We start from the raw sequence: 26042 nt of genomic DNA, 5'->3' as shown, positions 1-26042 counted from the left end.
TCCTCACCTTAATTTATTTGTTAATCAAACCGTTTTTTTCTAGGAATTCCTTGGCTACATCAGTCGTATTTTTCTTATCCTCATCTACTTTGGCATTCAATTCCGCCATCGTTTTATCATCAAGCTTCCCTGAAAGTTGGTTTAGGACGTCAGCTATTTCTGGGTGTTTCTTCACAAGATCTTTCGAAACAATTGGAGCAGCAAAATATGGAGGGAAATACCCTTTATCATCTTTTAAAGGAACTAAATGAAGGGCAGGTATGTTTCCAGCTGTAATATACGTTATATAAACATCAATATTTCCTTCAGCAGCTGCGGAAAAGCCTAATGCCATATCCATCTCTTTATGATCTTTAAACTTAAATCCGTACATTTTTGCTAATGGTTTATATCCGTCTACACGATCATAGAAAGCTGGGTCCATCCCAATAACAAGTTTATCTGCATGGGGGACCAAATCTGAGTATGTTTTGATGTTTAGCTTTTTTGCCATATCTTCTTTCATAACTAAAGTAAACGTATTGTTGAATCCGAAAGGCTTTAGCCAAGTAAGTCCTAATTCTTTTTCATACCCTTTTTTCGTCTTCTCATAAACTGATTCAGGCGTATCATTTGGTTGTAATGTGTTTTTCAGTACATTCATATACCCTGTTCCTGTATAATCAGCTACTACTTGTAAATCCCCATCTTTTAAGCCTTGATTTAGTACAGCGGAGGTTGCAAAGCCTCCTTCTTTAATGGTAATGTTGTGATCCGTTTTATTCTGAAGTAGTTGACCCATAATTTGGGCAAGCAGATACTGCTCTGTGAAGTTTTTGCTTGCTACCACTAAATCGAGTTTTTCTTTTGAACCACCAGAGGTTTGTGATGAGTTACTCGAGCATGCAGCTAAAAGCACGATAAATATTGAAATAATCATCAACCAAATTTTCTTCATCTTATATTCTCCTTTTATATAATTTTTGTTTATGCAACTTTGTCTTTTTTATTGGAATCATTCTGTTTCACTTTCTTCGTATGGCTCTTCTGGTTAAAAGGAGTAACTTTTCTTTCCAGTTTCTTTAATAAGAATTCTGTTAGGATTGCTAAAAATGCTGCCGGAATAGCTCCCGCTAACACTAATTCAGGACGCATCAAAGCTACACCACGGAATATGATTTCCCCTAATCCTCCAGCTCCAATAAATGCCGCAATCGTAGTAATACCAATGGTCCATACAGTTGCAGTTCGGATTCCGGCCATAATAACCGGAAGAGCAAGTGGAATCTCAATAATCCATAAAATTTGCCAGCTAGTCATCCCCATGCCACGACCTGCATCGACGACAGATTGATTCACTTCCACAATTCCCGTATATACATTTCGGATGATGGGGGCTAATGCATAGAGAACCAAGGCTATCACTGTAGGTTTCACTCCAATCCCTACAAACGGCATTAGAAAACCGAATAAGGCAATACTAGGTATCGTTTGAAATACACCTGCAACCCCTATGATGCTATCAGCCAATTTCTTATTTCTACTGAGGTAAATTCCCAAAGGAATAGAGATGAATAGGGCAATGATGATCGAGAGGAGTGAGATGTAGATGTGTTGCCCTATACTCACTAAAATCATATCCCAGCGATCCGTATAGATTTCTAATAAACTAGTGAATAGATTTGATTGTTGAGTCACATGAATACCTCCTTTAATTTAAAGCGCTTTCATTACGAACAAACCCTGTCTCTTTGTTAAAAACAAATCAGCCGGTCAAGCTTTGCAAAACGATCAGAATTACAATTTTGCAAAAAGGGACATTCCTGCATTTAATCGCTTTTCTCCAATAAACCCTTTAACAAAAGAATTGGCTGGCTTTTTAATGATTGCTGTTGAAGTATCGAATTGAACAATTCTTCCTTCGTTCATGATGACAATTCGATCAGAAATCTTTAAAGCCTCATCAATGTCATGGGTTACAAAAACGATTGTTTTATTGATCTCCTTCTGCAATCGAACTAGTTCTTCTTGTAGTTGTTCACGAGAAATTGGATCCAATGCACTAAATGGTTCATCCATTAAAATAATAGGAGGCTCTGCAGCCAATGCTCTTATAACCCCTACACGTTGTTGCTGGCCACCACTTAATTCGGATGGGTACCGATTCCGAAAAATCTTAGGCTCCAATCCAACCATGTGCAGCAATTCGTCAATTCTATTGGAGTATTCCTCTAACTTCTTTCCCTTTAATTTTGGAACTAATCCGATATTTTTTCCGATGGTCATGTGTGGCAACAAACCAACTTGTTGAATGACATAGCCAATATTTCGCCGTAGTTCGACCGGGTCTGTTTTAGAAATATCCTGACCATCAATCAATATCTTTCCAGAATTAGGATCAATAAGGCGATTAATCATCCGCAACGTAGTTGTTTTCCCACATCCACTTGGTCCAATAAGAGCTACTAACTCTCCTTTTTGAACCTCAAAACTAAGATTGAATAGCGTTTGTACATCCCCATACACTTTGTTTACATTTTCAAAACGGATCACATCTTTACCCCCTCTTTTGATGAATTGATTTACTAAGTAATATTGCAAGAACCATGCCAACCGTAATAGCGGGATAAAAAGGTTGAATATTAGCAGTTTTGCCAATCCTTTCAGGGCGAAACTGTACAAAAATTCTCTAATTTGGTAGAGAATTTTTGTACAGTAACTTATAAAGTCTCAAAAAAAAGAACATCTAAAAAGATGCTCTTTCTTTTCAATTCCTTCTTATTTACTCTTTATCAATCCAGTGTCAATCAAAAATTCCTGTGCTACAACCGAAACATCTTTATGTTCCATTTCGACTTGATCTATCATTTCCATAAAATTCTTCTCATTTATCTTTTCAACTAGGCGATTGAGCAGCTTTGATATTTTCGGATAACGTTCTAATGTTTCATTATCTACCACCGGCGTAGGATTATATGGGGGAAAAACATGCTTATCATCTTCCAATATAGTTAAATTGTATTCTTTTATATGGCTATCCGGTGCGACCCCAACGGCAGCATCTACTCTGGAGTCTTTTACTGCTTGGGGCAGGAGCATAGACTCGACGGAAATAATATTTTTTTTATCGATTGCAAAATGATAGATTTGTTGTACATGTTCCAAACCATCTTTTCGAACCAAAAATTCCTCATTAGTGGCCAATTTAATATCGTGTTTGTTAGCATATTGGACAAAATCACTAATCTTCTTTATTCTGTTTTGCTTTGCCAGTTCACTTTTTATAAGAATTGCCCACGTACTATTTAGGTCTAGACTTTTAAGCCATTTCACACCCTTTTTTTCATCCTCTTTAGAAACACTTTGAAGAGCTAATTTTGAATCATATATCGGTGGATGATGATGATAAAACACCCTTGCCGTATTAGGGTACTCCCAATATTGATCGATGATTCCTTCTTCGAGGGCAGCACGAATGTTTAAGCTGCCTCTAAAGCTAATCTCATTGACAGAAAATCCATTTTCACTTAATAGTAAAGATGTCATTTTCATAAGCATCCGCTGCTCGGTTGGAGATTTAGAGCCAATGGTTATTTCTGGCTTGGCTGAGGATTCCGGTGAACTACGTGTTATTTCTTTCTCCTCCTTTTCACACGAAGCCAGAATAAAAATGAGCTGGACAAGGACCATGAATATAACCGTTCTGCTCATGGAGATACCTGCCCTCACTTCTCTGTCCCCATTTGTATTTTCTTGATTTTATAAACAAGTGTATGCCTAGCGATTCCAAGCATATCCGCAGCCTTAGAACGGTTTCCTTTCGTTGCTTCCAACGCTTTCTTAATTAATTGCTCTTCCACATTTTCTAAAGCTTTTTTTAAATTGACCTCTGACAGGCTAAACAGGGGGTCATCTTTTTGATCCAGGTTTTCACTGAAATAAAATAACTCTCGGTTTAAGTCCGATTCTTCAATTTTTCCATTCATTTTCAATATATGTAACCGTTCTAAGACATTCAACATCTCACGGATGTTCCCAGTCCATTCATACGAGGAAAGTAATTGGATCATATCTTCGGAAATACTTACATCTTTAGTATATTTCAAATTTAACGTTTCAATAGATTGTTTAATGATAATCGGAATATCTTCCTTTCGTTCTCGTAAAGGGGGGATTTCAACCTCGACTAAGTTTAATCGATAATATAGATCTTTGCGAAACTTCCCTTCATTAACCAACTGTTTGATATCCTTATTGGTGGCTGAAATAATCCGTACATCAACTTTACGGTAAGTATTACTCCCCAGTCTCATAAAGCTTTTCTCCTCAATAACATGGAGAAGCTTAGCTTGCATCGCTAAAGAAATTTCTCCTATTTCATCTAGAAATATCGTACCCTTATCTGCCGATTCAAATTTACCCACTCTTGTTTCGGTTGCACCTGTAAATGCTCCTTTTTGATATCCAAATAATTCACTTTCTAACAGATTCTCAGGTATTGCAGCACAATTGATGGATACAAACGGCTTCTCACTTCTTTTGCCTCTCTTATGAATCCACTTCGCCATTGCTGTTTTTCCCACACCACTCTCACCAAGAAGTAGAATACTTGCATCAGTATCTACTACTTTTTCAAGGAAATAGAAGATAGATTTCATTTTCTTATTTTCATAAATCAGTTCTTCCTGGGACCAGTTTTGTCTAGCTTGATATTTTAACAACTGATTTTCTTGTTTTACTTGCTTGTTTTCGCAAATCTTTGCGACAATCTCCTTTAAAATAGCCAATTCAACTGGTTTATTCAGATAGTCTGTAGCCCCTAATTTCATAGAGTTTACAGCGCTCTCCACATTCCCATAAGCTGTCAACATAATAACAGATATATTTGGAGACCCTTCCTTTACTTTCTTTAAGACATCTTGTCCAGTCATATCTGATAACATATAATCCAGAATCATAACATCGATCGGCTCCCTCTTAAGCAAATCGATGGCATCTTGTCCTGTATGGGCTTGATGAGCGATAAAGCCTTCACTTTTAAGCCACAAGCTTATATTCCTACATAATTTCACTTCATCATCTACAACTAATACAGAATAGCTCATAATTAGTCCCCCCTATATTCCTATTTTTGTAGTGATTGGAAACTTGCATTGAATAGATGTTCCTGCATGAATCGTACTTTGGATCTCCATCTCCCCGTTATGTTCATTAACGATATCCTTGGCTATTGTTAATCCAAGCCCAGAGCCATTTGGCTTGGTCGAAAAGAAAGGATTAAATAGCCAATCAAGATCATGTTTAGAAATTCCCTGACCGCAATCTTTAATTTCCACAACCAGCCACTCCTGGCCTTCCGAGTTTTTTTCATAAATATGTATTTGCAATATTCCCCCTGTAGGCATTGCTTCAATACTATTTAAAATTAAATTAAGAAACACTTGCATTAGTTTTTCGGGCTTAACTTTGATTTTTCTACTATTAACTTGGTATTCTTTTAATACATCTACTTTTGCTTCATTCAATTTAATTCGAAGTAGATGAAGAACTTTATCAACTAATTGGTTCATTTCTGTCCATTTTTCTTCTTCATTTTTCATTCTTGTAAAGGATAAAAATTCACTTACAATCCCACTCATACGTTTTACTTCATCATATATATCGTTTGACAGCATATCGACCAGTTCATCATTTGCAGGTTCGTGTAATACCTTTTTTAACAATTCAGCAGAACTTAACAGTATTGCAAGCGGATTTTTCAATTCATGAGCAATACCAGTTGTAACTTGTCCAATGGAGGCAAGTTTTTCACTTTGTCTAATCTGTTCCTCGAATAACTTTAGTTGTGAAATATCCTGGAGAACTGAAATATAACCAATACTCTCCTTTCTTTCATTATAAAATTTAGAAGTAACCACTTTAACAATCCTTTTTCGACGATCGGCATCAATAATGTAGGTTTCCATTTCTTCAATGGGATTGTCTATATGTAAACTATTTAATGATAGAAAATCAGCTTGCCCGTATTTAAGCGGTAATGAAGACGTATGTTTTCCCTTAAGTTCCTCACGAGAAATGCCTGTTAGTCGTTCAAAATTAATATTAGGATGAGTAATGATGCCATCATTATCTAGAGTGAGTATGGCATATGGAATGCCTTCAATGACGTCATATAAATACCTTTCCTTTTCCTCGAGTATCTTCTTTTTCTCAATGTTGCTAATCCCTAAATCAATCATCTTTTTCATCAATATTCCCAATTCATCCTGAGAGTCAACTTTTACCCTCTTCAATTCTTCTATCGACTGTTTTTCATCGAAATGACTAGCTAATTGAGTTAACCGGACAATCGGAGTAAGAAGTTTTTTCGTACCTAAAACAATTAAAAAGATAGATAAGGTAAGTATTCCTATAAAGCTTAACGTTAAGGCAATAGAAAGTTTAAATATAGGCTGGAAAGCCACCTTTTCAGGAACCCCTAACACTAGTCCCCATTGATCCCAAAGTGCTTTATAAGAAAGGATACTTGTTTCTCCTGATATATCTTCCCTAATAAACCCTGAAAGGCCCTTTGATAATCTTAATGCAGCAGGATGAACTGAAAAATTCTTCCCTATATCTCGTACATTTGTTGAGGAGATAACATATCCATTTTTGTCTAGAATAAAGCTAAATCCACTTCGTGTGGTACTTATGCCTTTGATAATAGAGGAAAGATATTCTCTACTGATTTCTGCCACCAATACACCTTTTAACCCCTTTTTCCCATCAATAACTGGAACCGAGACGATTACAACTTTCTTTCCATGAAAATTTTTAACCATATTGGAAACCACATAGTTATTGCTAACACGTGTCTTATTAAATTCGGGATAAAAATAATATTGTGATTTAAGATTTGGTGAAAAGGGAGCTTCAAAAAGGACCTGATGGCTTTTATCGATAAAATAAATGGATTGTACAATAGCACTTCTAGAAATGATACGTTCTGCACGATTGTACATTTTGGAGTTGCTTATTTCGGATTCTTCATCATTTCCTGCAATTAACTGCAGCTGTAAGACGACATCCGATAATTCAGAATTAATACGTTCTGCCAACGCATCGGTACTTAGCATATTCTTTTTTAAAATATCTTCTTCAATAAGCCAATTTGCGTAACCAATAATGATTTGAAAGATGATGAGTATCGGGATAATAAGAATAATAGAAAACCAGATAAGATATTTTTTGGTGATACTTTTAGAAATAGAATGTAGTATTCCACGGATAAAAAGTAAAAACTTCATCTGACCTCCAACTTTTTAAATAGCATGATTACAATATCTCCACCTATTATACTAATATTCAAATTATTTTAATTAAAAAAATATCCAACTTTTTTATTTGAAAAGACTAATCAAACGTTTGATTAGATCAAGTTGCTCCCCGCTAATAGAAAAGGGTGACTCAAAAATCGTTTGATGTCACGATCTTTGAGCACCCTTATCACAATAATCTATTATGCATTTTTTGCAATGAGTTCATCTGGTTTAATTGATTTTCTAGCTTCCTTCTTTACTGACTTTCTAAAGATTAACGTCATGAAGATAGCGAGGATAGCCGCGCAGGCACAGAAGATGAAGTATCCATTATATCCACCGTTAGGTCCGTATGTTTTAAACAATACAATATTGACGATAGGCATTAAAATATCAGGTGTATAGCCTATAAAGGATACAACTCCAATCGTTAGACCGAGTATCTTTTCATCTACCTTACAATCTCCAAGTAACGACCAGTAAAGACCTCTAATGGTATAAATCATTAAACCTATCATGACGACTTGGATTTTAAAGTAAATGAGAGGCATCGTAATTGGTAAGATTGATATAGCAATTAAAAAAGTGGCAGCTAACCCTAAGGCGATCATGAGGATACTGCTTTTCCCAAATTTATCACCTAAAAATCCGCCTAACAACCCGCCAATCGGCCGCATCCAAAGCATTAATACAGTCACTTCACCTACAGTTGCGGCATCAATTTTGATGTTCGTTTGTAAAAATCCACCCTGATAATATACGGCCCAGGTCACAATATAAGACATAAATATGATGCCGCCTAGAAGCCATATGAACTTATTACTGAATAGTTGTTTGAAATCGTTCACATTAATTTTTTTACTGGTTTCTGCCGCTTTAGAAGAAGATTCTTTTTTAATAGAAGATTTGTCTTCTTTAACAAAAAATAAAATGAGTACGGATACCAAAATAAGCGCAGCAGAGTACATGTAAACCACAAATTGTAACGCTTCTTTCTTATGAACCAATTCTGTACTGTCTCCCAAAACGTTTGTAAAAATAAATAATGCGATACTTGCTAATATGGCCTCTACTAATCCACGGCCACCATCTAAAGCACCAAAAAATCTTCCTTCTTCTTCCTTTTTAGAAATTAACTTTACAAGTTTTAAATGAGCTGCCCAAAAGGTGAATACTGAAAAAAATCCCCAAATACCAAATATCACCAAAACCATTGAATAGCTCGGAACTTGAGCAAACCATAGTCCGGTAAGTCCACAAACCAAAAGTGAAATGAATAAAAGTTTTTTTGCGGAAAATCGATCAGCAAGCCAGCCACTTGGAGAGTATCCCACAAGATAAGCCACACCTAAAACGGAAAAAATGCCATTTAATTGTTTAAGAGTTATTCCGTATACTTCCAAAATCGTTTCTTGATAATTTGTTTTTAAATAGATAAGTGGAAATATCGATCCTGCTGCTAAAACAATGAGGAAAAATTGAAAATACCTTTTATAATTTTTCTCTGCCACAAAATCACTCTTTTCTTAACTAAAAATGGGATAAGATAGTTTTAAAATTTCATCGGTATGAACTCTCACCTTTTTAACGACAGTATCGTTAATGGTATTGTAGAGTACATGATTTTTTTGGTTCGGTATAAACGTTTGTTGAGTTTTAACCATTTTACTTGCAGCCTCATAAAAATCTTTGTAAATCGATAGATGTTGGCAGACACATATAGCAGCTCCTAAACACGCACTACTGCTGCCTGCACGTCTGTGAACTGGCAGTCCAAAAAGATCCGCAATAATTTGCATTATCACATCACTTTTGGAGCCCCCGCCTATTACGACTAAATCATTTAACTGTACGTCTATTTCCTCTAACATATCATCAATATTGTTTTTAATATTAAAAGCAATCGCTTCCAAAATTGAACGGTATATATGGTATTTTGTATGGCGCTGATCAAAACCAATCATGACACCTTTTCGATATGGTATAGATGGTGTCGATAACCAGTCTAAAATGGTAATCAGACCGTCACTGCCGACTGGAACATCTTGTGCTTTCATATTCAAGTATTCCTCTTCCAATACACCTAGTTTTCTTGCTTCTGTAACGAGTTCTTCACCAATCAGCTTTTTAAACCAACTCACGGTCCACATACCACGTCTTATTCCATTTGATTCATAAACATATTTAAATGGAATACATGCAAGCGTTGGAAAGAAATTAAGGGCATTTTCCTTAAATTCATTTCGTAACAGCATGGACGAAATGAATGTTCCAAGTGAGATCATGATGGTACCTTCGTCCTTAATTCCGGAACCCAGCGCCTCTACAGCTTTATCGTTAGCTGTCGCTACTACTGGTATATCATGATGGAAACCAAACTCCTCGACCAATTCTTGTCTCAGCATTCCCAGCTTTTCGCCTGGTTTTACAAGATCAAATACCATGTCTCTTTGCAATCCATTTGCCTCAAATACTTCCTCGTCTTTCGACCAATCCAACGTTTCACGGTCCAATGGCCAGTGAACTTCATAATTGGAAGCAGTGTCTTTAAATTCCCCTGTCAACCGAAAGCCTAGATAACCAGAGGTAGTCGTCACATACTTTACTTGATCATCAGAATGTACATATGGTTCGTTAAGTCTGGAATCCATCCAGCTTATCACAGGATAAGCTAGATGGCCCTCTTCCTTTAATAAAACACGACAACATCTAATGGTACAAAGTCCAATTCCAGCAATGTCTTTAGGATTGCCAGTAAAATGGGCTAGACAATTTTTAATAGCTCCGTACACACTGTCCCATAAATCATCTTCGGGATGGATGACAACCCCTGGCTCAGGTGATAGAGTTTCTTTTAATTGAAAAGATCCGAAAGCAACTTCATTACCTTCAACATCATAAATGGCTACTTTTGTACTTTGCGAGCCATTATCAATCCCCATTACATACCCGCTCATATAATCACCTTTTATTAACCTTTTATATATTTTTTGCCCTCTTCTTGAGGGAAGATTGTACCAAAATTCATGATTCCATTAGGGTCAAAAGCTTCTTTTAATTTTTCTAACATATAGTAAGCAGATCCATGCTCTTCTTCTGTCCACTCGGTACGATATTTTCCAATACCATGGTGATGGCACATGGAACCGCCAAGTTTCAATGTTTCTTCAATAATAATGGAATGGATTGGATGATGATAAATTCTCATTTCATCCTCTGGTGCACAATTAATATTGTAGTTATAAACAAAGTACATATTGGTTCCATTTAGATAACTATGGGATGAGTGTCCACCAAGCATGGTTATATCTTCAATTCTGTCAAACTCTTCCATAACTCTTTTCATTACATTGTGATAAATCTTTGTAATGTTTTCCCAGTCAGCTGATACTTCCGTTGTAAAACCATCATGCTTATGATGATCAACCATTGTTTGGAATTCACGATCAATGTGTCCCTGCGTCCAATTCAAATTATTAAACCAATTTTCGATTAATTGGTCTTCAACTTTTTCAACGATTCCATCTTGGAATTTAGCAACCGCTTCTTCAATTCCTTCATTCGTTGCCTTAACAATACCAGCTGGCCCTTCTGTCATAAAAATCAACACACATTTGTCTTTATAGAAATGAGAGAAATGTTGTCTTGCGTCTTCTTCAGAATAAACACGTGCCACAGATGGTCTAAAGCCGTTTGTAATCACTTCTCTTAAAACTTTAATACCCGTATCAACATCTTTTAATAAATAACCATGGAACACATTGTTTTTAGGATAGTATTTAAAAATTTTCACCGTAACTTCTGTGATATAACATAATGTTCCTTCATTGCCGATAACAATGTGTCGAATATCCGGTCCTCCAGCTCTTCTTGGAACATTTTTGATTCGAGAAATGTAACCGTTTGGAAATACACATTCTAATCCAACAACCATATCTTCAATCGCACCGTATAAAGTGGAGAATTGTCCAATACTTCTTGTTGCCAATAATCCACCAAATTGTGCAACTGGTTTAGACTGTGGAGAGTGACCAGTTGTGTAACCAATTTTACGCAGCTCATCTTCCAATGTTTGTAGTTTTACACCTGCTTGGACAGTTGCTTGCATGTTATATGGATCGATTTTAATGATATTATTCATTCTTGACCCATCGATAACCATAGCGATTTCTTTCCAGTTTTCCAGACCGCCTTCTGTAGCTGTTTTTCCACTACGAGGAATCACATTGATCTTGTGTTCATTACAGAACTGCAGAAGTGCCTGTACTTCTTCTGTAGAGTGTGGATATACTATCGCCATTGGCATTGGAACGTCAAGGACCTTTTTAGCTTTTGCATATTTTTTATATCGGTCAGAAGATGCATCATATAATGCTTCATGATCGGTAATTATTTGTTCGATTGAAATAATTACCTCTAATTCTTTTAACAATTGTTCTTTAATCTTCGTAGTTTCTTCTTTTAATAATTGTTCATTCGTCATCGCAGCATTTCTCCTTTTATCGATTTCTATATTTTGTTATCGTACTAAGTATCCGCCATCAACATTCACGAGAGTTCCATTTACATAATTGGAAGCGTTTGAAGCTAGATATACAACTGTACCCATTAAATCTGAGATATTACCCCATCTATTGGCAGGAATATGATCTAAAATTCGTTGATTGGCTTCAGGATTCGCTCTAGTCTCTACAGTAACGGCAGTAGCAAAATAGCCAGGTGCAATACCGTTTACTTGAATATTGAATTGAGCTAATTCATCACAATATGCTTTTGTGAAGCCTGCTAAACCGTGTTTCGTTGCCGCATATGCAGGTGACCATTGACCTCCAAGGTAGGAAAACAAGGAACAGGTATTAATGATCTTCCCGCTTTTTTGTGGAATCATATATTTCGCCACTTCATGAGATAATTCAAACGCTGCAGTTAAATTGATTGAGACCATTTTATCCCATTGAAGTCGAGTAAACTTCGTCACATCTGGTTCATTGATACAAATGCCTGCGTTGTTCATGAGGATATCTATTTTTCCAAATGTATTGATACATTCTTCTGCAATTTTTTTACAAGCATCCTCTTGAGTAACGTCTGCAATCATCAAATGGTACCGGACGCCTTCTGCTTCAATCATGTTTTTCGTTTCACCATTGTCATCAGCGATGCTGACTGCAAAAATGTCTGCCCCTGCTTTTGCCAGTGCTAAGGCAAAGCCTTGCCCCAATCCTGAATTTCCTCCAGTGATAATGGCTACTTTTCCTTTTAAGCTAAAAAAATTCATTGAGAAATCTTTTATATCGGTTTTATGAGTAGTCATGTTAACCCTCCTCTTAGATGTTTTTTATTATTTACAACGTTAATTTACTATAAATACCTCCAAATGTAAACGGATTCTTAAGAAAATTTTCTATTTTTTTTAAAAAAAAATTATATTGTGGAAAATTTTCCACTATGGTATACTTTCATTAAGCACTAAAATGAGAAGAGAGGGAAAGACCATAAATATTAATTTAAATAAATTAAATGAGCTGGAGCTTTCGGTTCATAATAAACTTTCTGAAATTATTAAAGAAAAGGATCATTTAAAAATATTAGAGGCCGCTGAGTATTGTAATGTGTCTTCTTCAAAAGTATCCAAACTTGTAAGAAAACTTGGGTTTGAAAGTTTTAAACAATATAAACAATTTTTTGGCGGTCAGCCAATCATTCAGGAAGACAAAAAAACTTCAAGTGAGCTTGAACGATTAAAACACTTTATAGATAATTTTGACCCTACATTAGTGGATGAGTTTTTAACTCTTTATAAGAAGTACAACAGAATTGTGCTATTTGGATTGGGTCCATCCTTTATTTGTGTAGAATACTTTGCTTATAAGCTTGCTCTTGTTTCTGGAAAACATATTTTAGTGAGCCAGGGAGAAGATCATGCGAAGCATTTAGTGGATGAGGACACGCTTTTAATTGTTTTTTCCGTAACCGGCAAATTCGCCTCTTTTGAAAACCTTTTCAACGGAGCAAAGTCTAAAGGGGCTGAAATATTGTTGATTTTGGAGGAATATGACAATTCTCAAACTTTACAAGTAGATAATATATTTTACTTAACCAAATCTGCTCAAAATGGAAAATTGTTACCTTATGAAAAAACTCGAACTGTATTCTTTATTTTTATAGAAGAAATTATTGTAAAATTAATGGCAGAACGAGATGCATTAAAAAAGGATGAATAAAAGAACAGACCGTCTGGCCATGAGACGGTCTGTTTTCTTATTTTATATAGTTAATAGACTGTCAGACGTATCTGCTAGTTCCTTTTGTTCTTGTGATGAAAACTCAACCACTGTTCTGCCAACGTTGATGCAATTGCAGTCATGGAAGCTGTCGAATGCTTTATTAATGTCATTTAGCTGGATACGATCAAGGACGAGTCAGGCTTCGATGAAAAGTGTAAATTTGTAAATTTATGGTAAAAGTAGTACATACACAACTCTAAGATGATCATTTTCGCTCGTGGAATCCGGTCTTTGAAACTGCACATACCTTAGTGTTATCAGGCAATTGAACATCGGCTTTGTCCCATATACCACATTTTCTGAAAAGCTAAATTCGGACAACAAGAAAAATTTCGCCTTGCGTGATGAGTTGATCGTAAAACAACGGTTTCGTCTATAAGAGATTGTTCAAAAAGTCCGGGAAACATTCACTGAAAGTGAGCGAACGTTTTTGGATAAGATTTAAAAGTTTATTTGCTGCTACCTGCTAACAGGGATTGTATCATGTTGAAACCTCTCTTTTTCGAGTAAAAGCAATGATGAATAATAATAACGGAAAGACAAATGCCATGGTTATATTAAAGGGGATATATGTTGTCCCTAAAAAATGAGAAAATACTTGAAGATTTGGAGCTACCCAAATACTACATATTATAATGTAAATGCCCATCGGAAAGACAATTGGGCGATAGTTACTAAGACCTAACCATTGGGAAGTACCGATTACGATTATATAATAAAAGATGGATATTTTAATAAATGCCCCGGCAACCCATATAGCCATAACAATGGACTCTATATGTTCTAAAAAATCGGCTATACTAATGTACCGAACAGCAGACATGACCGGATAAGTAAAAGTGGCTGTGATCCCTCCAAATATGAACAGGGTAGTGATATTGAGAGCTAACAAGGTCAGTAAGACAATACATAAAGAAATGACTCCCCATTTCATTCCTTTATCTGAATTAGATAAAAACGGGAGAAGCATAGCGAGAATCACAACGTTGTCAAACCAACCAAATAGAGGAATTGCTCCTCTAAAGACAGGTTTCATTCCATTTTCCATTATGGGAAAAATATTCTTGATTTCCATATCGGGAAGAAGTAGGAGAATTATTATCACCCAAAGTATTAATATGATAGGGATGAATAGCTGTGCAATTCTTGCGATTCCTTCTATGCCGCCTCGTACGGCAAGAGCACAAGCAAAAATCATACTGGCTATCACAACCATCAGTGGGGTTTTTGGCATAAAGCTACCTACGACAAATTCAGCGTATTGTCTTGTTATAATACCATCGCCATATATACATATGAAGATAAAAAAGAAACCGAAGATTTTCCCGCATAATCTGCCAACAATTTTTTCACTATATTGGATGATTGTTTCCCCAAGGTATCGCTCGTGTAACTTAAATGTAATATATACGAGAATAAAACCGGTAACTGAACCGATCATCGTTGAAATCCACAAATCGCGTCCTGCGTGTATGGCTACTATCCTGGGTAATAGTAGATCTCCAGTTGCTACAACCATTGGATACATAATAATTGCCATTTGAAGCGGTGAAATCTTCCCTTTCTCTAACACTCTTCTTTCACCTCATTTACTTGTCCTTCCCCAACAGTTCATATATAAGAGGTTGTTCAAAAGTCCGGAAAACATTCATCGAATAAGAAGAACACTTTTTCTTCGTCTGAAAGTGTCTTCCGACAAGACCAACACACATTATTAAGTCCGATCTTGTCCTCCAATACTTTGATATTTTTTAATCCTGATTAATAATACTTGTCCATACGACCATACTAAAAATGTATTCAGTATGGACAAGTATTCGATCAGAAACATCGCTATCTACCTGGGCACTAAGCTAGATTACCTACAAAGTAATCTATAAGATTGGCGGTATCAGATATTTGCAAAAAAAGCAGAATCATAAAAGAGATAGTGAACTTTACCCTCAAGTCTGAGAAATAGACAAAGATAAGTTATCATTGGTAGAGTAGAAAATTTCAGCCTATGCATTGATGAAGAGTCGTTGTTTTGAAAGGAAAGAGGTATATCATGTTGATTCGAAAATCCCGAAAATGGGTCAAGAAAGACGGGATATCAAAAGCAATTTCTCACGTTCCCGAGCAACAGAAAGAGCCTATTTCTTCAAATTTGCAAGAAAATGTACAAATACTGCGTTCCATTTACGCCGATTGCTCCGATGTCAATTTTCGAACATTTTTGGTTAACGGAACAACAAAGGCGGTTTTGGTCTATATTGAAGGACTATCCAATATTGAAGAGATCGATGACAATGTGCTATCCCCCCTTATGCGGGATACCGCCGAAAAAACGGGCAGCATAAATGAATTGCTGGAAAGAAAGCTTTCGGTCTCGAAGGTGAAAGAAATCAAAACTTTTCCCGATTGTATCGAATCCATATCCATCGGCAATCCGGTTCTTCTTTTCGAGCACGAAACCCTTGGGATTTCTTTAGGACTGGCAAAATGGGAGAAACGGTCCATTGAAGAACCATCAGCAGAATCGGTTGTACGCGGACCGCGGGATGGGTTTACGGAAACGATTGGAGTAAATACCTCGCTCTTACGTAGAAAGCTTAGAAGTCCACAATTAAAGATGAAATCAATGAAAGTAGGTCGCTACAGTCAGACCGAAATCGTCTTGGCCTATATCGAAGGGATCGCCGATTTAACCCTGATCGAGGAAATGACCCAAAGGATTCAGCGAATCAATATCGACAGTGTATTGGAAAGCGGATATATCGAGGAAATGATCGAAGACAACCCTTTCTCTCCGTTCCCACAAGTATTGAATACCGAGCGGGCGGATGTGGCTGCATCAAGCCTTTTGGAAGGAAAGGTCGTCATTTTGGTAGACGGGACTCCGTTTGCCCTGATCGCACCGACAACGCTCTTTTCATTGCTCCAATCAAGCGAAGACTATTATCAGCGCTTCTTAATTGGGACTGTGATCCGCTGGCTACGTTATTTTTTCGTGCTGCTTTCCTTGCTGCTCCCGTCGCTCTATGTGGCCCTACTGACTTTTCATCATGAGATGGTACCTACAACGCTACTATTGAACGCTGCTTCCTCTCGCGAGCGAATTCCTTTTCCGGCACTGGTTGAGGCTCTGATCATGGAATTCACGTTCGAAGCACTGCGGGAGGCAGGAATCAGGCTTCCTAAGCAGGTGGGAGCGGCTGTAAGCATTGTCGGGGCACTCGTCATTGGCCAAGCGGCGGTTCAAGCAGGTATAGTGTCGGCCCCGATGGTTATGGTCGTAGCCATAACAGGGATCGCCTCCTTTACGGTTCCTCGTTATACCGCTGGAATTGCCCTGCGGATGCTACGCTTTCCCATCATCTTTCTGGCAGGTATGTTGGGATTGCTGGGCGTGATGCTGGGGATCATTTTCATCCTTATCCACTTAAGCACATTAAAGTCTTTTGGTGTTCCTTATTTGGAACCATTGGCCCCGATGAAATTCCGCGATATGAAAGACGTCCTGATACGGGCCCCTTGGTGGATGATGAATACCCGCCCTCATTTAACGGGTGATTATAATAAGTACCGCCAAGCTCCAGAGCAGAAACCTGATCCAATACGAGGAGATGAGTAATGATCGATCGTCTGAATCTATTTTATCCAAGGAAAAGGTCATCCAATAAAAATTCTTGGTGCGATGATCATATTCACACCAAAGGAAAGCTGCTGGAAAAAGGGGAGACCGTGGGATGAAAAAGATGCTATTGTTTTTCTTCTTTTTTGCGAACAACTTGCTTCTAGCCGGCTGCTGGGATCGTACCGAAGTCAATGATGTAACGCTAATCACCGGAGTAGGGATTGACAAAAAGAATGAAAACACGATTGAGCTTACCGCAGAAATATATATTCCCAAAGCTTTGGGTGCTGGTGGCGGTGGTGGCGGTGGTAGCGGTGGTAGTCCCCCCGAAACCATAATAAGAAGTGGAAAAGGAAAGACAATTGCCGATGCCATCTCGAACTTACAGGAAAAAATTCCGCGCGAAGTTTTCTGGGGGCACACAAAAGTGATTGTGATTGGGGAGAAACTGGCCAAAGCAGGCATACGTGAGCCTCTTGATTTCCTGGCACGAACTCCCCAAACTCGCCTGCGGAGCAATGTGTTTGTCGCTAAGGGGAAAGCCAAGGATATAATGGCCTTACTTCCTCCTTTGGAAAGCAGCTCTTCGGAAGTGCTTAGGGAAATAGCGGCATCGAAAGTTTTGATGGACATCACCTTGAAGGATGTATTACAAATGTTAAGCGGGGACGCGCAGGCAGCGGCCGTTCCAATGGTCACTATCGATCCTGCCGCAAAAGGGTTAGAACCGCTGCAGACGGTTTCGTATATTAATCAGACCGCAATTTTTAAGAGGGATAAGATGATTGGCCAAATCAGTGATAAGCTGACAAGGGGTGTACTGTGGACTAGAAACGAGATAAAGCAGGCTACTGTCACCATTAAGTCGAAAGAGGGAAAGGGGAATGTGTCCTATAGGCTGCTTCGTGCGAACACTGAGCTGATCCCAGAGATAAAGTACGGAAAATGGAAGATGAAGGTAAAAGTTATCACGGAGGATGATATAATCCTTAACGGAACCGATTTAGACCTAACGACTCCGAAATTCACTCAAATGCTTCAAAAGGATTTGGAAAAAGACCTTAAATATCGCATAAGCCAAACATTAGAAAAAGTACAGAAAGAGCTGAAGGTCGATATTTTGGGCTTCTCTGAGGAATTTCACCGGAAATACCCACAAGAATGGAAAAAGGCCAAAAAGGATTGGGATGAGATCTTTCCTTCGGTGGAAGTGACCTTTGATATGAAGGCTACAGTACGCAGGCCCGGCCTGTCTACAACCCCGCAAGGATTACCGGAAGATGAGGTGAAGAAAAAATGAAATGGGGAGCATTGTTAGGAATAACAACTATCTTTACTCTTATCGCACTATATGAATGGCCCCAAATGAAACCAACGGAGAAAAAAGAAAGGGCGGCCTTTGTCACCCTTGCAGTAACAGGGTGGGTGATTGCCGTCCTGTTGCTTCATTTTCCCGACATGCCCGGCCCGACTCAAATAATTGATGCGATTTATAAGCCGATTGGAAAGATATTAGAGAAATAGCTCTTAGACAATATTACTGATTAGGTTTAAAATGAGTTGCGAGACACATTCCACATGTGCTGAGTGTGGTATCAAATTCTCTAATTGCAATCACCAAAAATTTCAACCCAAAAACCTCATTTACTTATGGCACGGTTCACCCTATCATAGAAAGAAAATTTTAGTAGGGACTCCAACATGGATAAAATAAAGAAAAGAATGAGCTAAAGAATACACTCACTCTCAACGATATTTATCAGCTGCTTCAATTGTTTTACACTTTGATTTAAAGAAAGTGAATAATAGCGCTGTGTACCTTTTTGTTCAATTTCCACAAGATGATTGTCGCGCATAATTTTTAAATGATGGGAAATTGCCGGGCGCGACAGGTTAGACTGTTCGGCAATTTCATTAACACTTAACCGCTCATGCTCTGCCAGCAAAAGGATAATATCCTGCCTTGCTGGATCACTAAGTGCGGTAAATAACGGTATACATGCTCTAAATACATCAATAGCTTGCTGTGCCATAAAAAGATTATCTCCTTTTTCAAAACCTAGTAATTACTTATCCCCTGCGACATACTTGGCTATTTTAGCCGCAATGTTTCTTGGCATAAATTTAGCTCCAAGTGCACCTGCCTTATTTAATCCTCCCGTAATAATTACACGTTTCCCCCTCATCAATGCTTCATAACCGCTTTTTGCTACTAGATCTGAAGCCATTGCCTTGCTGAACATTTTCGTGCCCTCGACACTCGCAACAGAACCAAAATTAGTTTTCGTTGCACCTGGACAAAGAGTTGTTACAGTAATGGAGCTGCCGGATAGCTCTTCAACAAGTGCTTCTGAAAACGAGAGGACAAAAGCCTTCGTTGCATAATACACAGCCATTAGTGGACCAGGTTGGAATGCCGCAGTACTAGCAACATTTAAAATTTTGCCGCTGTTCCTTTGTTTCATTTTTTGTAAACAGTAATAAGTTAATTCAGTCAGTGCGGATATGTTTAATTGAATCATATTTAATTCTTTTTGGATATCCAGTTCATCAAACTTACCCATTAGTCCGAAACCGGCATTATTAACCAGCACATCTATGTCAATTCCTAGATTTTCAAGTTTTTCAAATACCTCTTTAGGAGCACCAAGGACACTCAAATCCTTAGGGATGACAGTAACTTCTATATTCGTAAAAGTTCGCTTGATTTCCTCCAGTTTTTTTCCGTTCCTAGCAACTAGGACAAGATTGTAACCATCATTTGCGAACAGTTTTACAAACTCATATCCTAAACCGCTTGTTGCCCCTGTAATCAATGCCGTCTTCATCACTTATGTTCCTCCAATATTTTTTTCTATTTAAGTGTTTTCTAATTTTTATGTTTAAACGTTTAAATGTTTAAATATTTAAACATATAATAATTAAAAATGCAACCAATGTCAACAGATGTAACAGAATGAACCGTAGTCGTTAAGCACTTTGTGAAATTGGACATAGTTTACTTTTCCCGGTACATCCTAAGTAAAAGACCATGTGTATGTAGGAGGAGTAACTTTGAACATCGATGATATCATCATTGCACGGGATAAAATGAAGGAAATTGTCCATATGACACCCCTTGATTTTTCCAAAACATTTAGTCATCTCGCTCACAATGAAGTTTATTTAAAGCTTGAAAATCTTCAAAAAACAGGCTCCTTTAAAGTAAGGGGCTCTTACAATAAGCTCAATTCGCTCTCAAAGGAAGAACTGACAAAGGGAGTAATCGCTGCCTCTGCTGGAAACCATGCTCAAGGAGTAGCGTATTCGAGTCAAATGCTAGGTGTACCATGCAAAATTGTGATGCCTAAAGGCGCTCCACTTAGTAAAATCCTAGCCACAAAACAATATGGGGCTGAAGTAATTTTAGAGGGGGCTACATTCGATGATGCTCTCTCCTATGCATTAAAACTGAAAGAGGAACTCGATGCGACCTTTATTCATGCTTTTGACGATGAGGCTATCATGACAGGACAAGGTACGGTCGGATTAGAAATCCTCGACCAGCTTCCAGATGTTGAGGCGGTTATTTGCCCAATTGGCGGTGGCGGACTCATTGCTGGTGTTGCTATGGCAGTAAAGGAAAAAAATCCTCATATTTCTGTTTACGGCGTTCAAGCCCTTGCCTGCCCAAGTATGAAGCAGTCCTTGTTTGAAAATAAACCTGTAATGGTTGACTCCACCCCTACAATGGCTGATGGAATTGCCGTTAAAAAACCAGGGTTGAGGCCCTTTGAAATCGTTCAAAAATACGTGGATGATGTTTTTTGCGTCGATGAAATGGAAATTGCCAGGACCATGCTAATGGTTTTGGAGAGGAATAAGCTTTTAGTTGAGGGGTCGGGCGCCGTCTCACTTGCTTCCTTACTTTATGAAAAATTGAATATTAAGGAGAAAAAAGTGGTTGCTGTGTTAAGCGGCGGAAACGTCGATATGAATTTTATTTCAAGAATAATTGAACGGGGCTTGGTTGAGTCTGGAAGATATGCCAATTTTACGATTACCTTAAAAGACAAACCAGGTGAACTTCAACGAGTATTAAGCTCGATAACCGAATTAGACGCCAACGTTCAATCCGTTAATCTCCACCGGATTGGCAAGGATATTTATCCTGGCTATGCCCAAATTGAAATTTCAGTCGAAACAAAAAATCACGATCATATTGACCAGCTGCATAAAGTTCTTACCGATAAAAACTATCAAGTGGAAATGGGGAATTTCTAAAGTCATCTATCAAGTAAGGAAACAGAGCTTGGAATAACCCAAGCTCTTTAACATTTTTATAAAACCAAGTAATCAATAATATCCTTGTTCGTACCTTGCAAAGAAACTGGGAGATCCTCGCGATTTGAAGTTAATTGAAAATAATAAGTGACGTCTTTATCCTGATATGATTGATAGCGTAATATGCTCTGATCACTTTCAAGTTTACTTATGACCTGTTCAAAAAATTGTCCCTGCGCCATGCTATCCTTCGTACCTAAGTGAACGATCCCTTTTAGCTTATGTTCAATAATGTATTGTAGTTGTTTTGCTAACTGAACATCCAAAAGATTGTTACATACCAAATTGCTATAGACATCTATCACTTTATTATTTTTTATGCTTTCCTTAATTAAATTCAATCTTGGGGAATTCTTCCCCCAAATCGCTGGGATTCGGATCATCATCACCCGATCATCCAAAACTTCTTTTAGCATATTTTCACATGCAATTTTGAATTTCCCATAATCTGATTCAGCAATAGGCAGATCTGTTTCTGTGTGAGGTCTTGAAAAGTCCCCATCAAATACATTTGTCGTAGAAAAGTAATACACCCGGCTGCTAGTATGTTGTAATTCTAGGGCCAATTCTTTATGAAACTTCAACTGCGGATCAAAATCTCCTCTTAGGCAAGAAATCACAATGTCTGGCTTAATTGATCTTATAATTTCCTTCAACTTATCGATTTGCTGAACTTCCAATTGGAACTGCTTCTCATTAGGAAGACTGGTTAACGAAGAAGAATATGTTCCGTAAAGGTCAAATCGATCTTTAAATTCATCGAGTAAAGCTCTTCCTACAAGTCCGCTTGCACCAAATATAAGTACCTTTTCCATCACAATTCCCCCTTTGGATTGGTTTGCACCTTTAAACGAGACCAGTATGTATTTTTCTCTATGAAAACAGCTAGGCTTTATACCTAGCTGTTTTCATTATTAGCCACTATAACTTCTTAACAAATTCAGACTTTAAGCTCATCGCACCAAAACCATCAATTTTACAACCAATATTATGATCTCCATCAACTAAACGGATATTTTTTACCTTTGTACCTGCTTTCAAGACTGATGAACTTCCTTTTACTTTCAGGTCCTTGATGACTGTGATAGAGTCCCCATCGGTTAAAACATTTCCATTTGAATCTTTAACAATATTTTGGTCTTCATTCTCTGTATCTGATTCTACATTCCATTCATGAGCACATTCCGGGCAAACAAAAAGACTTCCATCCTCGTACGTGTATCCGGAATTACATTTAGGGCAATTTGGCAAATTAGACATATGTTTGTTTCCTCCATTCATCCCTGTTATTCTAATACATACGTGGGTTTCTAGTCTAGGCGGTTATAATAGGTTTTAAAACACTTTCAAAAAAAGAGTGCCTGACACCAATTCGGGGATGACCGAATTGGTGTCAGGCACCATCCATTTTTCCTATTCTAAATTGCTATGTCGGCCGAAAGCTAGGGTGTGATCTACTTCGTTTAGCTTGCTGAAAAGCAGGCATAAGGTATCAAATAGTATATGAGCGCATTGATCGAATAAAGATCCAAGCGGTTGGATCGTTTTTAACTCATTCTCGCGCCGATATTTTGTCGCTGCGGGTACATGAAGAATCTGCGTTGCCGCCATAGCTAATGGAGACTCTGGGTTTGTGGTTAACGCCATTACAGAACAGCCAAGTGAATGCGTTTTTTCAGCCGTCCAAACCACATTTTTCGTTGTACCTGAACCTGAAATCGCCACTAAAAGGTCACCTTCAGCAATGGACGGAGTGATCGTTTCTCCTACAACAAAGACCGTTGCTCCCAAATGCATTAAACGCATCGCAAATGATTTTGCCATTAACCCGGACCGGCCTTCCCCAATGACAAAAATCCGCTTTGCTTTTTGCAATTGAATCGCTAACTCTTGAAGCTGCTCCTCTTCGACTTGGCTAAGGACCGTTTCTACCTCTTTTAATATAGTAGGAATGACTAACATGTTTTATTTCCCCTCCGTTTGTAAAATAAGTTGTTTAAACTGTGCTGCTGCCGCCGACGGATTATCCGCTTTCGTAATCGCTGAGCCAATAATCACAACCGATGGGTTTAAAGACCGTACGAGGTCTTCCATCGAATCTAGGGTAATCCCACCAGCTGCCGCTACCTGAAATTCTGAAAAATCACTTTGCTTTGTGCCATGATTTTGACTGCCTAATTCTTCTTGTTGGTCCTTACTCACGTGCTCGCAAAATATGGCGTCCTTGTATTTCCGTAATTCTCTTTTTTGTTGATCAGACGTATTTAACAGATCAATCATGACCTTTTTTTGATAACGATGGGCTACTTCCAGACAGGTATCAATTGTTACAAGGGGAGAGACTCCCATGACGGTAGCAACATCTGCCCCAGCATCAAAACACAGTTCAAATTCATAACGGGCATTATCAATCGTTTTTATATCAGCTACTATTTGTTTATTTGGAAATGCTTGTTTCATCTCTTTTATGCTGGCCACACCGAATTCTTTGATTAGTGATGTACCCACCTCAATCCAATCAATGGAATCCTCTACTTTCCTTGTTAATTCGATGGCTTCAGCTATTTCCATCCGATCCAAAGCAAGTTGTATTTTCATAATCAAACTCCTTTACATGGGGTTTAGATAAATCGGTTTACTAAATCGGTTTATGAATTAATTATACTTCATTTGTAAGCGTTTTTCAATGAACAAAGTGTGCCCGAACCAGTTTTGGTGTCAGGCACTAATGAATCGTTTCTACACCAACTTGCTAGGAAAAACAAACACTCCCGGAGAAGTGTTTTCTTTATTAATCTGTTCAAATAACAGCTCTGCAGCCTTGTGTCCCATTTCTGATGCCGGCTGACTAATGAAGGAAATGGGGTCCTCTAGTAAATGAGCAAATGGAATATTATCAAATACTATCAACTCAAGCTCTTTCCCTAGCTTAATTCCCTTTTCCTTAATAAATTCTGCAACCGCGAGAAAAACACGATCATTTGCTGCAAAGATTGCTGTTGGTTTAACCTCTAATGAAAAAAGCTTTTCTAATTTGCTTTTCATCTCCGTAATACTAGCTTCTATAATGAAATCTGGATTAACCTTTATACCTGCATCCGTTAATGCCCTATTATAGCCCTCCAGTCTATCTATTCGGGGACTAACTGTAAGTGGCTGTACCGCAAAGGCTATATTTTGATGGCCCCTCTCAATGAAACTTTTCACGGCCATGGAAGTGGAATGAGTATTATCCGTAATTACTGAAAACACATCAAGATTCTCGACTCTTCTATCTACAAACACAACAGGATAGCCTTGACGCACCATGGTTTTATATAAATCATTATTTTGTCCAGTAGGAAAAATGATCAGACCATCTACCTGCTTTGCTCTCAACATTTCAATATATTTCTTCTCTTTTTCGGGATCATCATCCGCGTTACAGACGATGGCATGCAAATCATGTTGATGACAAAAATCCTCAATGGCACGGCTGATTTCAGTTGAAAAAAAATGCGTAATATTGGCAACAATGATTCCAACCATAGAGGTCCGCTTTTGCTTTAGACTTCTTGCGATAAAATTGGGTTGGTAGCCAAGTTCTTCAATCGCTGCTTCAATTTTAAGCTTGGTTTTTTCCCCCATATATTCAAATCGCTTATTTAAGTATTGAGAAACGGTACTTTTTGACACGCCTGCCGCTTTTGCTACATCGGCCATTGTTACTTTTTCCATGCCTATCTTCCTCTTTCCTCTTGGTTCACTGACTTCATTTTAGCGGCAAATCTACTAATTATCCAGTAATGATCGATTCAAAGTCGCCCACATGTAAACGAAAGGAGGATGACCCCCTAAATGACAAAGCACTTGTTTATAACCAAGTACTCGCCACTTATGGTCATCCTCCTTCTGCTTACCGCGCTGACTGGACTTCTTCCATTAACTTCCTTGCATTCTCGGTTATCAACCTTAGATACTCATCGGTTAATGCCTTTTTCGAATCAACCAACGAACTTCCGACACCCACAGCAACCGCTCCAGCACGGATATAATCCTTGGCATTTTCCATATCAATCCCGCCTGTCGGCATTAACGGAATATGCGGCAGCGGACCCGCTAGATTTTTAAAATAACCAGGCCCTACACTTCCTGCAGGGAATACTTTAATTACATCGGCACCATACTCATAGGCAGTTAGAATTTCGGTTGCGGTAAATGCACCTGGGACACTAATGACCCCATACCGTTTCGTCATCTCGATTGTTTCCTTCCGTACAGTCGGTGAAAAAACAAACTTTGCTCCCGACAAAATGGCTGCACGGGCAGTCTCAGCGTCCAAAACCGTTCCGGCCCCTACAAAAATCTCATCACCAAACACATCGGCCGCTTTTTCAATAATCGCTAATGCTTTTGGGGTTTCCATCGTAATTTCAAGCGCTGTGACTCCGCCATCTTTAAGGGCATGAGCCATTGGAATGATGGTTTCCATATTAGCCCCCCGAATGACCGCAACAACCGCCCGTTTTTTAATTTCTTCTACTCCCATTTTAAAAA

General features: G+C 38.1%; 23 protein-coding genes and 1 pseudogene. 5 read left to right on the top strand and 19 right to left on the bottom strand.

The annotated features are described in order from the left end of the window. Positions 1 to 13: 13 nt before the first annotated feature. The 10 genes and pseudogenes from COE25_RS17080 to COE25_RS17035 form a co-directional block, all read right to left on the bottom strand. A complete protein-coding gene (locus COE25_RS17080; protein WP_098933436.1) occupies positions 14 to 937 on the bottom strand; it encodes an ABC transporter substrate-binding protein in 924 nt (307 codons plus the stop codon). Between the two features lie 29 nt (positions 938 to 966). Further along, the gene (locus tag COE25_RS17075) at positions 967 to 1617 is read right to left on the bottom strand and encodes an ABC transporter permease (protein WP_098933527.1); all 651 of its coding nucleotides are present in this window, start codon (positions 1615 to 1617) and stop codon (positions 967 to 969) included. Between the two features lie 192 nt (positions 1618 to 1809). Further along, positions 1810 to 2532 (bottom strand): annotated as a pseudogene (locus COE25_RS17070) (ABC transporter ATP-binding protein); the annotation flags it as partial. Between the two features lie 225 nt (positions 2533 to 2757). Continuing rightward, complete coding sequence (locus COE25_RS17065; RefSeq protein WP_142354482.1) at positions 2758 to 3690, bottom strand: ABC transporter substrate-binding protein; 933 nt, start codon at positions 3688 to 3690, stop codon at positions 2758 to 2760. A 14-nt stretch (positions 3691 to 3704) separates the two neighbouring features. Beyond that, the gene (locus COE25_RS17060) at positions 3705 to 5084 is read right to left on the bottom strand and encodes a sigma-54-dependent transcriptional regulator (protein WP_098933433.1); all 1380 of its coding nucleotides are present in this window, start codon (positions 5082 to 5084) and stop codon (positions 3705 to 3707) included. Positions 5085 to 5096: 12 nt separating this feature from the next. Next, complete coding sequence (locus COE25_RS17055) at positions 5097 to 7268, bottom strand: sensor histidine kinase (protein ID WP_098933432.1); 2172 nt, start codon at positions 7266 to 7268, stop codon at positions 5097 to 5099. A 212-nt stretch (positions 7269 to 7480) separates the two neighbouring features. Beyond that, positions 7481 to 8791, bottom strand: coding sequence for an MFS transporter (locus tag COE25_RS17050; protein ID WP_098933431.1), 1311 nt, complete (start codon positions 8789 to 8791; stop codon positions 7481 to 7483). 15 nt (positions 8792 to 8806) lie between these two features. Then, positions 8807 to 10237, bottom strand: a complete 1431-nt coding sequence (locus COE25_RS17045) for an FGGY-family carbohydrate kinase (protein WP_098933430.1) — start codon at positions 10235 to 10237, stop codon at positions 8807 to 8809. A gap of 14 nt (positions 10238 to 10251) precedes the next feature. After that, positions 10252 to 11763, bottom strand: coding sequence for an FAD-binding oxidoreductase (locus tag COE25_RS17040; RefSeq protein WP_098933429.1), 1512 nt, complete (start codon positions 11761 to 11763; stop codon positions 10252 to 10254). A 36-nt stretch (positions 11764 to 11799) separates the two neighbouring features. Next, positions 11800 to 12594, bottom strand: a complete 795-nt coding sequence (locus tag COE25_RS17035; RefSeq protein WP_098933428.1) for an SDR family oxidoreductase — start codon at positions 12592 to 12594, stop codon at positions 11800 to 11802. 160 nt (positions 12595 to 12754) lie between these two features. Between COE25_RS17035 and COE25_RS17030 the strand changes: the two genes are divergently transcribed. After that, positions 12755 to 13504 carry a MurR/RpiR family transcriptional regulator gene (locus tag COE25_RS17030; RefSeq protein ID WP_088085290.1) on the top strand — a complete coding sequence of 250 codons (750 nt, stop codon included), beginning with the start codon at positions 12755 to 12757 and terminating at the stop codon, positions 13502 to 13504. 544 nt (positions 13505 to 14048) lie between these two features. Here the strand turns inward: COE25_RS17030 and COE25_RS17025 are convergent. Next, positions 14049 to 15140 (bottom strand): GerAB/ArcD/ProY family transporter, encoded by a 1092-nt coding sequence (locus COE25_RS17025; RefSeq protein ID WP_098933427.1) that lies wholly within the window; start codon positions 15138 to 15140, stop codon positions 14049 to 14051. A 474-nt stretch (positions 15141 to 15614) separates the two neighbouring features. Between COE25_RS17025 and COE25_RS17020 the strand changes: the two genes are divergently transcribed. The 3 genes from COE25_RS17020 (at position 15615) to COE25_RS17010 (ending at position 18707) form a co-directional block, all read left to right on the top strand. Beyond that, positions 15615 to 17180, top strand: coding sequence for a spore germination protein (locus COE25_RS17020; protein WP_180247522.1), 1566 nt, complete (start codon positions 15615 to 15617; stop codon positions 17178 to 17180). A 115-nt stretch (positions 17181 to 17295) separates the two neighbouring features. Continuing rightward, complete coding sequence (locus COE25_RS17015) at positions 17296 to 18483, top strand: Ger(x)C family spore germination protein (RefSeq protein WP_098933426.1); 1188 nt, start codon at positions 17296 to 17298, stop codon at positions 18481 to 18483. Then, positions 18480 to 18707: a hypothetical protein gene (locus COE25_RS17010; protein WP_088091069.1), complete on the top strand. Its 228-nt coding sequence runs from the start codon at positions 18480 to 18482 to the stop codon at positions 18705 to 18707. The genes COE25_RS17015 and COE25_RS17010 overlap by 4 nt, the downstream gene beginning before the upstream one ends. 203 nt (positions 18708 to 18910) lie before the next feature. On the opposite strand, the gene COE25_RS17005 is transcribed toward COE25_RS17010, so the two are convergent. Further along, on the bottom strand, positions 18911 to 19216 hold the full coding sequence (locus tag COE25_RS17005; protein WP_088085289.1) for an ArsR/SmtB family transcription factor: 306 nt from the start codon (positions 19214 to 19216) through the stop codon (positions 18911 to 18913). A 33-nt stretch (positions 19217 to 19249) separates the two neighbouring features. Further along, positions 19250 to 20011, bottom strand: coding sequence for an SDR family NAD(P)-dependent oxidoreductase (locus COE25_RS17000; protein WP_098933525.1), 762 nt, complete (start codon positions 20009 to 20011; stop codon positions 19250 to 19252). A gap of 262 nt (positions 20012 to 20273) precedes the next feature. Here COE25_RS17000 and ilvA point away from each other — a divergent pair, with 262 nt between their 5' ends. Then, positions 20274 to 21446 carry a threonine ammonia-lyase gene (gene ilvA / locus COE25_RS16995; protein ID WP_098933524.1) on the top strand — a complete coding sequence of 391 codons (1173 nt, stop codon included), beginning with the start codon at positions 20274 to 20276 and terminating at the stop codon, positions 21444 to 21446. A gap of 56 nt (positions 21447 to 21502) precedes the next feature. Here the strand turns inward: ilvA and COE25_RS16990 are convergent, their stop codons facing one another. From COE25_RS16990 to COE25_RS16965, 6 genes are all read right to left on the bottom strand, one after another. Beyond that, positions 21503 to 22321, bottom strand: a complete 819-nt coding sequence (locus COE25_RS16990; protein ID WP_098933425.1) for a sugar nucleotide-binding protein — start codon at positions 22319 to 22321, stop codon at positions 21503 to 21505. 106 nt (positions 22322 to 22427) lie between these two features. Further along, positions 22428 to 22766: a zinc ribbon domain-containing protein YjdM gene (locus tag COE25_RS16985; protein WP_098933424.1), complete on the bottom strand. Its 339-nt coding sequence runs from the start codon at positions 22764 to 22766 to the stop codon at positions 22428 to 22430. A 153-nt stretch (positions 22767 to 22919) separates the two neighbouring features. After that, a complete protein-coding gene (gene hxlB, locus COE25_RS16980; RefSeq protein ID WP_098933423.1) occupies positions 22920 to 23468 on the bottom strand; it encodes a 6-phospho-3-hexuloisomerase in 549 nt (182 codons plus the stop codon). A 3-nt stretch (positions 23469 to 23471) separates the two neighbouring features. After that, a complete protein-coding gene (gene hxlA / locus COE25_RS16975) occupies positions 23472 to 24104 on the bottom strand; it encodes a 3-hexulose-6-phosphate synthase (RefSeq protein ID WP_098933422.1) in 633 nt (210 codons plus the stop codon). A 141-nt stretch (positions 24105 to 24245) separates the two neighbouring features. After that, positions 24246 to 25223, bottom strand: coding sequence for a LacI family DNA-binding transcriptional regulator (locus COE25_RS16970; RefSeq protein WP_098933421.1), 978 nt, complete (start codon positions 25221 to 25223; stop codon positions 24246 to 24248). A 178-nt stretch (positions 25224 to 25401) separates the two neighbouring features. Beyond that, the gene (locus COE25_RS16965; protein WP_088085283.1) at positions 25402 to 26034 is read right to left on the bottom strand and encodes a bifunctional 4-hydroxy-2-oxoglutarate aldolase/2-dehydro-3-deoxy-phosphogluconate aldolase; all 633 of its coding nucleotides are present in this window, start codon (positions 26032 to 26034) and stop codon (positions 25402 to 25404) included. Positions 26035 to 26042: the final 8 nt, after the last annotated feature.

Origin of the sequence: Bacillus sp. AFS031507, assembly GCF_002584635.1 — a bacterium.
GTDB lineage: Bacteria > Bacillota > Bacilli > Bacillales > Cytobacillaceae > Neobacillus.
The sequence above is the reverse complement of the archived record's forward strand: the minus strand, read 5'-3'. Positions and strand labels throughout refer to the sequence as shown.

Coding starts and splice junctions, on each gene's coding strand:
- COE25_RS17080 (WP_098933436.1), bottom strand. CDS start 937: ATGAAGAAAATTTGGTTGATGATTATTTCAATATTTATCGTGCTTTTA.
- COE25_RS17075 (WP_098933527.1), bottom strand. CDS start 1,617: ATGATTTTAGTGAGTATAGGGCAACACATCTACATCTCACTCCTCTCG.
- COE25_RS17065 (WP_142354482.1), bottom strand. CDS start 3,690: ATGAGCAGAACGGTTATATTCATGGTCCTTGTCCAGCTCATTTTTATT.
- COE25_RS17060 (WP_098933433.1), bottom strand. CDS start 5,084: ATGAGCTATTCTGTATTAGTTGTAGATGATGAAGTGAAATTATGTAGG.
- COE25_RS17055 (WP_098933432.1), bottom strand. CDS start 7,268: ATGAAGTTTTTACTTTTTATCCGTGGAATACTACATTCTATTTCTAAA.
- COE25_RS17045 (WP_098933430.1), bottom strand. CDS start 10,237: ATGAGCGGGTATGTAATGGGGATTGATAATGGCTCGCAAAGTACAAAA.
- COE25_RS17040 (WP_098933429.1), bottom strand. CDS start 11,763: ATGACGAATGAACAATTATTAAAAGAAGAAACTACGAAGATTAAAGAA.
- COE25_RS17035 (WP_098933428.1), bottom strand. CDS start 12,594: ATGACTACTCATAAAACCGATATAAAAGATTTCTCAATGAATTTTTTT.
- COE25_RS17030 (WP_088085290.1), top strand. CDS start 12,755: ATGAGAAGAGAGGGAAAGACCATAAATATTAATTTAAATAAATTAAAT.
- COE25_RS17020 (WP_180247522.1), top strand. CDS start 15,615: ATGTTGATTCGAAAATCCCGAAAATGGGTCAAGAAAGACGGGATATCA.
- COE25_RS17015 (WP_098933426.1), top strand. CDS start 17,296: ATGAAAAAGATGCTATTGTTTTTCTTCTTTTTTGCGAACAACTTGCTT.
- COE25_RS17010 (WP_088091069.1), top strand. CDS start 18,480: ATGAAATGGGGAGCATTGTTAGGAATAACAACTATCTTTACTCTTATC.
- COE25_RS17005 (WP_088085289.1), bottom strand. CDS start 19,216: ATGGCACAGCAAGCTATTGATGTATTTAGAGCATGTATACCGTTATTT.
- COE25_RS17000 (WP_098933525.1), bottom strand. CDS start 20,011: ATGAAGACGGCATTGATTACAGGGGCAACAAGCGGTTTAGGATATGAG.
- ilvA (WP_098933524.1), top strand. CDS start 20,274: ATGAAGGAAATTGTCCATATGACACCCCTTGATTTTTCCAAAACATTT.
- COE25_RS16990 (WP_098933425.1), bottom strand. CDS start 22,321: ATGGAAAAGGTACTTATATTTGGTGCAAGCGGACTTGTAGGAAGAGCT.
- COE25_RS16985 (WP_098933424.1), bottom strand. CDS start 22,766: ATGTCTAATTTGCCAAATTGCCCTAAATGTAATTCCGGATACACGTAC.
- hxlB (WP_098933423.1), bottom strand. CDS start 23,468: ATGTTAGTCATTCCTACTATATTAAAAGAGGTAGAAACGGTCCTTAGC.
- hxlA (WP_098933422.1), bottom strand. CDS start 24,104: ATGAAAATACAACTTGCTTTGGATCGGATGGAAATAGCTGAAGCCATC.
- COE25_RS16970 (WP_098933421.1), bottom strand. CDS start 25,223: ATGGAAAAAGTAACAATGGCCGATGTAGCAAAAGCGGCAGGCGTGTCA.
- COE25_RS16965 (WP_088085283.1), bottom strand. CDS start 26,034: ATGGGAGTAGAAGAAATTAAAAAACGGGCGGTTGTTGCGGTCATTCGG.